Origin of the sequence: Ruegeria sp. HKCCA5426, assembly GCF_013034585.1 — a bacterium.
Lineage (GTDB): Bacteria > Pseudomonadota > Alphaproteobacteria > Rhodobacterales > Rhodobacteraceae > Ruegeria.
The window spans coordinates 389,683-400,711 of sequence record NZ_WQGH01000001.1 but is presented as its reverse complement, the minus strand read 5'-3'; the positions used below and the strand labels follow the sequence as shown (position 1 = coordinate 400,711).

Sequence of the window (11,029 nt, the reverse complement as noted above, 5' to 3'; positions counted from 1 at the left end):
ATTTAGAGCCAAATGAAGTGCGGAATCCGTTCTTCATCTGGCCAAAAATATCCCGGAGCGCGAGGCAGAGCCTCGCAAAATACAAGTTGCTAACTGGCAAGCGACGGAAGATAGAGAACAATGCCCGGGAACGCGACAAGCAATGCGATAGTGACCGCGTCTGCGACAAAGAAGGGGGTCACCCCTTTGAATACGTCCTGAACACTCAGGTCTGGGCGTACACCTGCAACAACAAAGCAATTCAAACCGATCGGTGGTGTGATCAGGCAGAACTCGGCCATCTTGACCACAAGGATTCCAAACCAGATGGCACACATCGGCCCGGACATGCCAAAAGCACTATCCGCTGCGCTGACAGTCTCGCCCCCGTTCAGCGCCATGACCGCCGGGTAAACAACCGGCAAGGTCAGCAAGAGCATCCCGATGGCATCCATGAACATCCCCAGCACCGCATAGGCGAGCAAGATACAAATCAGGATCAGCATCGGGGACATTTCCAACCCGGTGATCCAATCCGAGAAAGCGCCCGGCAAGTCGGCAAATCCCAAAAAACGCACGTAGATCAGAACGCCCCAGATGATCGAAAAGATCATCGCCGTCAGTTTAGCAGTCTCAAGCAGTGCAGATTTTAACTCGGTCCAGCGCATCCCGTGGAAAAGAGCGAAGCAGAACACGATAAATGCGCCGATTGCTCCGCCTTCGGTCGGTGTGCCCCATGCTTTTTCACCAAATGGGTTATAGACGAAACAGATGATTATCAGGATCACGGCCACGATCGGAAATGCACCCGGCAGCGCGGCAAAACGCTGTTTCCATGTAAAGCCGGTGACCGGTGGGCCAACGGACTTGAACACAACCGCAATCCCCACGATCAGCAATCCATAGACCACGGCCGAGAACGCGCCCGGAATGAAACCGGCCAACAGGAGCTTTCCAACGTCCTGTTCAACGATAATGGCATAGATCACAAGGATCGCAGAGGGTGGGATCAATGACGCCAAAGTTCCGCCAGCCGCAACCACACCCGCGGCGAACTGCTTGTTGTACCCGACCTTCAGCATCTCGGGGATCGCGATGCGTGCGAATACTGCTGACGTCGCAACCGAGGCGCCGGATACAGCCGCGAAGCCCGCCGTCGCGAATACGGTCGATACGGCCAACCCTCCCGGCACCCAGGCGACCCAACGCTTGGCCGCCTCAAACAATGCGCGGGTCAGGCCTGCATAGTAAGCAAGGTACCCGATCAGGATGAAAGTCGGGATCAGGCTAAGGGTGTGGGCTGCGACTTTGGAATGCGGCACCTGCCCCGCCGTTTTGACGGCAACCGTCAGAGCCTTGCCGAACCGGTCCGGGTCGTAACCGAACTTGGCCCAGAAAATCCAGACCAACCCCACCAACCCGGCCAGACCAGCAGCAAAGGCCACGCGCATACCTGTGACGACCAATACAAGCAGGCCACCGGTGACCCAGAGCCCGATGTCAATACTGTCCATCTACTCGTCCTGCCCCTCAAATTGCTCGGCTTCGGCTGCGGCTTGCGCGGCGGCATCCTGAATCAAGGGCACGGCCACGGGGTTTTCCAACCCAAGAATAAAGGCCCGCCCATATCCCCAGATTTGCAGGACCAAACGCACACACAGCACGGAAAACGCGACGGGTGCCAACAGTTTTGCAGGCCAAAGCGGGATACCAATGTCGATCGAGCTGTCGCGGCTCCACAATGGCGCGCCGAAATCGAACGAGCGGTCGAAATGGGACCAGCTTCCCCAGACGAGGGCCAGCATCAGCACAAGGATCAGAATGACCGAGATCAGTTCGAACAGCCACAACGCCCGCCCATGCAGGCGAGAGATCACGATGTCCATACGTATATGTCCCCCGTCACGCTGAACGAAAGACACGCCAAGAAACGCAATCAGTGGCATGGCCTGTTCGATCCAGTCCACATAGCCGGGTAAAGGCGCGTTGAATGCGTTGCGTCCGCTGACTGACACAACCGCAAGAACCATCAGGCCAAAGACAGCGAGGCCGCTTATCAGGGCAAGAAACCGCTCTATCCTAAGCAGATGGTGATCAAGCCGGCTGAGGCGACTGCCATCTTCCAGCACCGTGGCCTGTCCTGCCATTCCGGTGATCCCCTTGTTTCTTATTGGTATCCGGGTGCCCTGCCAGGCACCCGGAACATGCAGATCAGTTTCCGCTGCGCTGCTGTTGCAACGTGGTTTGAACCAGATCATACAAGTCCTGTGCAGGCAGACCCTGCGCAGACATGTCAGCAATCCACTGTTCACGGATCGGATCGGCGGCCTTTGTGCGGAATTCTTCGATCACCGCATCGTCGATCATGACCTTTTCAACGCCCTTTTCGGACAAAACGCCGTCCCACTGCTCCAACAGCCCGCCATAGTTGGCAAGGTAGTGTTCAATCGCCTCGTCGATCGAACTGTTGAGCGCTTCACGGTGCTCGGCCGGCAGTGCCTCATACGCGTCGATGTTTACAACAACGGGGCAGTTAACAGTGCCGGGGTTCAGGTTTGCGGTCCACCAGTCTGCTTCGTTAATGGTTCCAAAGGACAGGTGTGCGTGCTGGGCAAATGCAACAGTGTCAACAACACCTGATTCCATTGCATTGAACGCCTCGGTCGCGGGAACCGATGTCGGTACGCCGCCAACGGCCTCGAATGCCTGTCCCAGACCGCCCGTCGCACGTACCCGCATTCCATCGAAATCCGCCAAGGTTGCGCGCGGATCGCCTGTGCCAACAAGGTTATACTGCGGCATCGGCGAGGTCATGATGATGCGCGCGTTCCACTGGGCCATCTCATCCTGGACTGCTGGATGGTCGTAAACGGCATGGCTGACGGCCACTTCTTCGTCCAACGTGTTTACGCCAAGGAACGGCAGCTCCAGAACCGTGATCGCCCGGTTCTTGTCGCGGTGATACCCAGCGCAGAACTGAGCCATTTCAAAGGCTCCTATCTCGATCCCATCCAGGTTTTCACGTGGCTTGGACAAACCGCCATAGCTGACATTGATCGTAAATTCACCGCCTGTCTTTTCGCTGACCAGCTCGGCCAGCTTCTCAACATGCTCGGTAAAGGCGCGGCGCTTGCCCCAAACCGAGGCGCTCCATTCGGTTGCTGCGGCTTCGGACACGAAAGCAACGGTCAAAGCGGCGACGGCGGCACCGCTCAACATCTTATTCATCATGATTTCTCCCTTTGTTGCGCCTCCTACCGGGGCGCTTGGGGACAAAGCTAGCGCCAACATTTCAACGTGCCAACCCCCGGCACACAGTACATCCTCTTGATCCTCGAATCTGTTGGGCGCTAACAACCAAAAGATGATTTCTAATACCTATTGCCTATGGTTCAGATGTCAGCTTTTACACGTCAATTCAATTACAACTAATCATCTGTTTTTGAAATATTTTTAGAAAAAATTTTTAAATTCATTTTCTATTTTCCAAGATACACAGAAATTTATTTACAAACTAATCCTTAGTTTTCTGTAATTTATTCCCTTGCTTTCAGTTCTCCGTATTATTCGGTACCGGGAGGATGCGGGTCGACATTGCCAAATCAGCAGGCAAAATCGGGCCCGTAAAATTCAGTCCTAGAGGGAGGAGCCTCAGAATGACAACCGCTGCCCAGGCAGATGCCAATGTTTATCCGCCATCCGCAGAAACCGTTGCGCGTGCACATGTCGATGCTGACAAATATTCCGAAATGTACGCAGCCTCCGTCAACGATCCCGACGCCTTTTGGGGCGAGCAGGGAAAGCGTATCGATTGGATCAAACCATTCACCCAGGTCAAGGATGTCAGCTATGATTTCGGCTCGGTCGGAATCAACTGGTTTGCTGATGGCACGCTGAACGTTTCAGCCAACTGTCTGGATCGCCATCTTGAAACACGCGGCGATCAGACAGCGATCATCTGGGAGCCGGATGATCCAAATGACGCGGCCCAGCATATCACCTATTCGGAACTGCACCGTCGCACCTGCCGGATGGCAAATATCCTCGAGTCGATGGGTGTGCGCAAAGGCGACCGCGTGGTGATCTATCTGCCGATGGTCCCCGAAGCAGCCTATGCGATGCTGGCTTGTGCGCGGATCGGCGCGATCCATTCTATTGTGTTTGCAGGTTTCTCGCCGGACGCTCTGGCGGCGCGGATCAATGGCTGCGATGCGAAGGTTGTCATCACAGCAGACGAAGCGCCGCGCGGAGGCCGCAAGACCCCGCTGAAATCCAACGCCGATGCGGCGCTGCTGCACTGCAAGGACACTGTTAAATGCCTTGTGGTCAAGCGCACCAACGGCCAGACCACGTGGATCAGCGGCCGCGACTTTGACTACAACGAAATGGCGCTTGAGGCGGATGACTATTGCGCCCCGGCGGAAATGAATGCCGAAGACCCGCTGTTCATCCTCTATACCTCTGGTTCGACAGGTCAGCCCAAGGGAGTTGTACACACCACTGGCGGCTACATCGTTTATGCATCGCTGACCCACGAAGTGACGTTCGATTACCACGACGGCGACATCTATTGGTGTACAGCGGATGTGGGCTGGGTTACCGGCCACAGCTATATCGTCTATGGCCCACTGGCCAACGGTGCGACTACACTGATGTTCGAAGGCGTCCCGACCTATCCCGATGCAGGCCGCTTTTGGGAGGTTTGCGCCAAGCACAAGGTAAACCAATTCTACACCGCCCCTACCGCGATCCGCGCGCTGATGGGTCAGGGCAAAGAGTTTGTTGAAAAGCACGACCTCAGCGACCTGCGCCTTCTGGGCACGGTGGGTGAACCGATCAACCCAGAAGCGTGGAACTGGTACAATGACGTGGTCGGCCAGGGTAAATGCCCGATCGTCGATACGTGGTGGCAGACTGAAACTGGCGGTCACATGATGACCCCCCTGCCCGGCGCACATGCGACCAAGCCCGGCTCGGCGATGAAGCCCTTCTTTGGTGTGCAGCCCGTGGTTCTGGACCCGCAGTCGGGTGTCGAGATCCAAGGCAACGGGGTCGAGGGTGTGTTGTGCATCAAGGACAGTTGGCCCGGGCAAATGCGCACCATCTGGGGCGATCATGAGCGGTTCGAAAAGACCTATTTCTCGGACTACAAAGGCTATTACTTCACCGGTGACGGCTGCCGTCGTGACGAGGGTGGCGATTACTGGATCACCGGACGTGTTGACGACGTAATCAACGTCTCGGGGCACCGCATGGGCACCGCCGAGGTGGAAAGCGCGCTGGTTGCCCACGCTGCCGTGGCTGAAGCCGCTGTGGTCGGGTATCCCCATGAAATCAAGGGTCAGGGCATCTATTGCTATGTCACTCTGATGAATGATCGTGAGCCTTCGGATGATCTGCTGAAAGAACTGCGCACTTGGGTACGGACCGAGATCGGACCGATTGCTTCGCCGGACGTGATCCAGTGGGCGCCAGGTCTGCCAAAAACTCGTTCGGGTAAAATCATGCGCCGTATCCTACGCAAGATCGCCGAGAATGACTTTGGCTCGCTCGGTGACACCTCGACGCTGGCTGATCCGTCGGTGGTTGAAGACCTGATCGAAAACCGCGCAAATAAGTGAGGATGTGATGGACGCTGCCACGATCACCACACCCGCTGTTCTGATCCTTCTCGGCCCTCCGGGTGCCGGGAAGGGAACGCAGGCCCGGATGCTGGAAGACAAGTTCGGACTGGTTCAACTGAGCACTGGCGACCTGCTGCGCGCAGCGGTCGCTGCGGGAACAGAGGCAGGCAAAACCGCCAAAGCCGTCATGGAAGCTGGCGAGTTGGTTAGTGACGATATTGTCATCGCAATCCTGCGCGACCGTCTGGCCGAGCCGGACTGCGGCAAGGGTGTCATCCTTGACGGCTTCCCGCGCACGACAGTTCAGGCGCAGGCACTGGATACGTTGCTGTCCGAAACCAGCCAGAGGATCAACGCCGCAATCAGCCTTGAGGTTGAAGATGCGGAAATGGTCACGCGTATATCGGGCCGTTACACCTGTGCAATGTGTGGTGAAGGGTATCACGACACGTTCAAAATCCCGGCGACCGACGGGAAATGCGACAAGTGTGGCAGTTCCGAATTCAAACGTCGCGCAGATGATAACGCCGAAACCGTCGCCTCGCGCCTTGCGGCCTACCACGCGCAAACTGCGCCTCTGATCACGTATTACCAAGACCATGGCGTTCTGAAAAGACTGAACGCCATGGGCAATATCGACGACATCGCAAGCCAGCTTGAGAAAGTTGTCAGCAGCGCGATGAACTAAGGGAATGCAGCCCGCCCTGAATAAGGGCTGAATTCCTAAACGGATACTTCATCGGACCCGCCTTGGCGGACCGGAGAGGTTTTGCCTGATGCCAACCGGCCTTGGGCGTATCGGAAAGCGGCCCCAAGCACCGGTGGATTGGGCAAAGGGTCGCAACAGGAGGAAGCGAAGGAGGACCCCGCGATGGCGGATCAATCAACAAACTCCGCGCAGACTGCCGAGGCCGACAAGGGCTATTGGCAGGCCAATCTGCGTCTCATCTACATCAGCCTCGTGATCTGGGCGCTGGTGTCTTTTGGATTCGGCATTCTGCTGCGTCCGCTGCTATCGGGTATTTCCGTGGGCGGCACCGATCTGGGCTTTTGGTTTGCCCAGCAGGGATCAATCCTGGTCTTTCTGGTGCTGATCTTCAACTACGCCTGGCGCATGAACAAACTGGACGCCGAATACGGCGTTGAGGAGGAATAAGTCCCATGGACCAGTTTACCATCAACCTCCTGTTTGTCGGCGCATCCTTCGCGCTGTACATCGGCATCGCGATCTGGGCCCGTGCGGGTTCTACATCGGAATTCTACGCTGCTGGTCGCGGCGTTCACCCGGTTACCAACGGTATGGCGACAGCGGCGGACTGGATGTCTGCGGCCTCGTTCATTTCGATGGCGGGCCTGATTGCCTTTACCGGCTATGACAACTCGACCTACCTGATGGGGTGGACGGGCGGGTATGTGCTGCTGGCCCTGCTGCTGGCGCCCTATCTGCGCAAGTTCGGCAAGTTCACGGTGTCCGAATTCATCGGCGACCGGTTCTACAGCCAGACCGCCCGTATCGTTGCTGTGATCTGTCTGATCGTCGCATCGGTGACCTACGTGATCGGTCAGATGACCGGCGTTGGCGTTGCCTTTGGCCGTTTCCTTGAGGTCAGCAACACCGCCGGTCTGCTGATCGGTGCCTGTGTGGTGTTCGCCTATGCGGTGTTTGGCGGCATGAAAGGTGTGACCTATACGCAGGTCGCTCAGTACTGCGTGCTGATCACGGCCTATACTATCCCGGCGATCTTTATCTCGTTGCAACTGACCGGCACACCTGTTCCGGCGCTGGGTCTGTTTGGCGATACCGCCAGCGGTGAACCGCTTCTGGCCAAACTGGACGCCATCGTGACCGAGCTGGGTTTCAACGAATACACCACCCACCATTCGGACACTCTGAACATGGTGCTGTTTACGCTGTCGCTGATGATCGGTACCGCCGGTCTGCCGCACGTCATCATGCGCTTTTTCACCGTTCCCAAGGTGTCTGACGCACGCTGGTCCGCCGGTTGGGCACTGGTGTTCATCGCGCTGCTGTACCTGACTGCGCCCGCAGTTGGTGCCATGGCCCGCCTGAACATCACCGACATGATGTGGCCCAATGGTGGCATCGAAGGTGGCGCCGTTTCGGTCGAACAGATCGACAATGACGCACGCTATGACTGGATGCAGACATGGCAGAAAACCGGCCTGCTGGACTGGGAAGACAAGAACGGCGACGGCAAGATCCAGTACTACAACGACGCAAATGCCGACATGCAGGCACTTGCCGAGGAAAAAGGCTGGGTCGGAAACGAGCTGACCAAGTTCAACCGTGACATCCTGGTTCTGGCAAACCCCGAGATCGCAAACCTGCCAAGCTGGGTTATCGGTCTGGTTGCTGCCGGTGGTCTTGCGGCCGCTCTGTCAACCGCTGCGGGCCTGCTGCTGGCGATCTCGTCGGCGGTGTCCCACGACCTGATCAAAGGTGCGATCAACCCGCAGATCTCGGAAAAAGGAGAGCTTCTGTCGGCACGGATCGCAATGGCTGTTGCCATCGCGGTTGCAACCTATCTGGGTCTGAATCCTCCGGGGTTTGCGGCACAGACGGTGGCGCTGGCCTTCGGTCTGGCGGCGGCCTCGATCTTCCCGGCGCTGATGATGGGGATCTTCTCGACCCGCATCAACAATGTCGGCGCGGTCGCGGGTATGCTGGCCGGTCTGGTTGTGACCCTGATCTACATCTTTCTGCACAAGGGCTGGCTGTTCATTCCGGGCACCAACTCGTTCACAGATGCTGATCCGCTGCTGGGTCCGATCAAGTCGACCTCGTTCGGTGCGATCGGTGCCATGGTCAACTTTGCCGTCGCCTACTTTGTAGCAGGCGCGACCAAAGAGACCCCGGAAGAGATCAAAGATATGGTCGAAAGCATCCGCATTCCCCGTGGCGCGGGCGCAGCTCAGGATCACTGAGCCATGATGCGGCCCCAAGGCCTCTTGCCAAAGGCTGCATCTTTCGACTGACTACTCCCGCCCGGCACACCACCGGGCGGGATTTTTCAACCCCGAAACCGCGGAGTATCCGATGCCCCTGTCCCATGACGAGATCACTCGGTTTCTGAAATCCGTACATCCTTATGACGCCCTGCCAGCGGATGTTCTGGACTCGGTGGCCCGTCAGATCGAAGTCTGGGAAGTCGAGGAGGGTTACCCGGTATACGAGCTGGGCCACACCCTGCCCGGCGTCTTTGTGATCTACGAAGGACAGGTGGAAATAAAGGATGGGAATGACGCGGTCGTATCTCATCTGGGATTGCGAAACTCCTTTGGCGAACGAGGCCTTTTAAAGGGTGGAAAGGCCGCGACGAAGGCCAAGGCGCATACGCCCTCGGTGCTGCTGGTTTTGCCACCCGATCTGGTGCGTGATCTGATCGACGGGCATCCGGTCGTATCCAAATTCTTCAATCGAACCCGCGACACCCGGTCTGGCCCTCAGAGTTTGGCGACAAGCGCCATAGACGTTTTGATGGCGCATAACCCGGCCACCTGCCCGCCTACCACAACAGTGCGCGAGGCGGCGAAGATGATGCGCGACAAACACATCTCATCGCTCTGCGTGACCGAAGGCGAGGCGCTGCTTGGAATCGTAACGCTGCGCGATATCTCGGGTAAATTCGTGGCCGATGGGCTGGCGAACGACACACCTGTGTCGGGCATCATGACGGCTGATCCGATTACGTTGTTACCCTCGGACATTGGATCAGATGTTCTGCACATCATGATGGAGCGCGGGATTGGCCATATCCCGATCTCGGAAGGTGGGCGGCTTGTCGGCATCGTAACGCAGACCGACCTGACCCACTATCAGGCGGTGAATTCCGCCGAACTTGTCCGCCGGATCGCTTCGGCGCAGACGGCGCAGCAAATGGCAGCGGTGACCGAGGAAATCCCGCAGCTTTTAGTGCAATTGGTCGCCGCCGGAAACCGGCATGAGATCGTGACACGCCTGATCACGGACATCGCGGATACGGCAACCCGCAGGTTGCTGACACTGGCCGAAGCAGAACTTGGCGCGCCGCCCGTCCCTTACCTGTGGTTGGCCTGTGGATCGCAGGGTCGACAGGAACAGACGGGTGTATCGGATCAGGACAACTGCCTGATGCTGGATGACGACGTCACGGATGACGATATGGCCTATTTCGCGGCTCTGGCCAAATTCGTCTCGGACGGGCTGGACACCTGCGGGTATTTCTATTGCCCCGGCGACATGATGGCGACGAACCCGCGCTGGTGTCAGCCGGTGCGTGTATGGCGCGACTATTTCAAAGGCTGGATTGCCAAACCCAACCCCGAGGCACAGATGCTGGCCTCGGTCATGTTCGACCTGCGTCCGATCGGTGGCGCGTTTAAATTGTTTGATGACCTGCAAACCGACACGCTTGCCGCGGCCAAAGCAAACTCGATTTTTGTCGCGCACATGATCTCGAATTCACTGAAACACACCCCGCCGCTAGGACTGCTGCGCGGCTTCGCGACAATTAGATCAGGTGAGCATCGCAACACGCTGGATCTAAAGCATAATGGCGTTGTTCCAGTTGTGGATTTGGCGCGCATCTACAGCCTGCAGGGGGAACTGCCCGAGGCCAATACACGCGCCCGGCTCAAGGCCGCAGCCAGCGCCGGCATCCTCAGCGACTCCGGCGCGCGTGACTTGTTGGACGCTTACGATCTGATTGCCGAAACCCGGTTAGAGCACCAGGTTCGACTTGTGAAAGGCGAAAAGGCACCGGACAATTTCCTGCCCCCCTCTGACTTGTCGGACTTTGAGCGAAGCCATCTGCGCGACGCCTTCGTTGTGGTAAAAACGATGCAATCCGCGGTAGGGCATGGAAAAGGAATGCTCGGCTGAACCAGCCGGAATTGGGAGAGAATGGATGTTCCTGGAATTGATCGCCACAATCTTTGTCGGCATCGCCTGTGCGGGCGTCGTGATGCTGGTGAACAAGCTGGTCAAAGGGCGTCTGCCCAAATGGATAGCCCCTGTCGCCGCTGGGCTGGGCATGATCGTGGCGACGATCAGCAGCGAATATTCGTGGTACGACCGCACGTCTGACACCCTGCCCGAAGGCATGGAGGTCATCCAACAAGTTGAAAGTCGTGCCTTCTATCGCCCGTGGACGTATGCGGTGCCTTATGTGGAACGCTTTGCGGCAATCGACACCGCCTCGGTCCGCAGCAACGAACAAGTGCCGGATCAACGGCTGGTTGATATCTATTTCTTTGGCCGCTGGTCCCCTGTCTCGAAACTTCCGGTCGCGGTCGACTGCGCTCAGAATCTGCGGGCCAATCTGGCAGACGGCGCGGAATTCAGCGCGGACGGCCAGTTGCTGAACGCTGACTGGATCAAGGGGGAAACCAACGACCCGATCATCGAGGCCACCTGCGGAGTGTAA

General features: G+C 57.5%; 9 protein-coding genes. 6 read left to right on the top strand and 3 right to left on the bottom strand.

Features of this window, described 5'->3' with window-relative positions:
• Window positions 1-89: 89 nt before the first annotated feature.
• From GOV87_RS01960 to dctP, 3 genes are all read right to left on the bottom strand, one after another.
• Complete coding sequence (locus GOV87_RS01960) at window positions 90-1,493, bottom strand: TRAP transporter large permease (RefSeq protein WP_171121170.1); 1,404 nt, start codon at window positions 1,491-1,493, stop codon at window positions 90-92.
• Entirely contained in the window at window positions 1,494-2,126 is a 633-nt protein-coding gene (locus GOV87_RS01955) for a TRAP transporter small permease subunit (protein WP_171210637.1), read from the bottom strand.
• A gap of 64 nt (window positions 2,127-2,190) precedes the next feature.
• Window positions 2,191-3,207 carry a TRAP transporter substrate-binding protein DctP gene (gene dctP / locus GOV87_RS01950; protein WP_171123582.1) on the bottom strand — a complete coding sequence of 339 codons (1,017 nt, stop codon included), beginning with the start codon at window positions 3,205-3,207 and terminating at the stop codon, window positions 2,191-2,193.
• 428 nt (window positions 3,208-3,635) lie between these two features.
• On the opposite strand from dctP, the gene acs reads away from it, so the two are divergent.
• The 6 genes from acs (at window position 3,636) to GOV87_RS01920 (ending at window position 11,029) form a co-directional block, all read left to right on the top strand.
• On the top strand, window positions 3,636-5,600 hold the full coding sequence (acs, locus tag GOV87_RS01945; protein WP_171121167.1) for an acetate--CoA ligase: 1,965 nt from the start codon (window positions 3,636-3,638) through the stop codon (window positions 5,598-5,600).
• 7 nt (window positions 5,601-5,607) lie between these two features.
• Complete coding sequence (locus GOV87_RS01940; RefSeq protein ID WP_171210636.1) at window positions 5,608-6,291, top strand: adenylate kinase; 684 nt, start codon at window positions 5,608-5,610, stop codon at window positions 6,289-6,291.
• A gap of 183 nt (window positions 6,292-6,474) precedes the next feature.
• A complete protein-coding gene (locus tag GOV87_RS01935) occupies window positions 6,475-6,759 on the top strand; it encodes a DUF4212 domain-containing protein (protein ID WP_171121165.1) in 285 nt (94 codons plus the stop codon).
• Between the two features lie 5 nt (window positions 6,760-6,764).
• Window positions 6,765-8,549: a sodium:solute symporter family protein gene (locus GOV87_RS01930; RefSeq protein ID WP_171121164.1), complete on the top strand. Its 1,785-nt coding sequence runs from the start codon at window positions 6,765-6,767 to the stop codon at window positions 8,547-8,549.
• 112 nt (window positions 8,550-8,661) lie between these two features.
• The gene (locus GOV87_RS01925; protein ID WP_171210635.1) at window positions 8,662-10,485 is read left to right on the top strand and encodes a DUF294 nucleotidyltransferase-like domain-containing protein; all 1,824 of its coding nucleotides are present in this window, start codon (window positions 8,662-8,664) and stop codon (window positions 10,483-10,485) included.
• 25 nt (window positions 10,486-10,510) lie between these two features.
• Window positions 10,511-11,029, top strand: a complete 519-nt coding sequence (locus tag GOV87_RS01920) for a hypothetical protein (protein ID WP_171121162.1) — start codon at window positions 10,511-10,513, stop codon at window positions 11,027-11,029.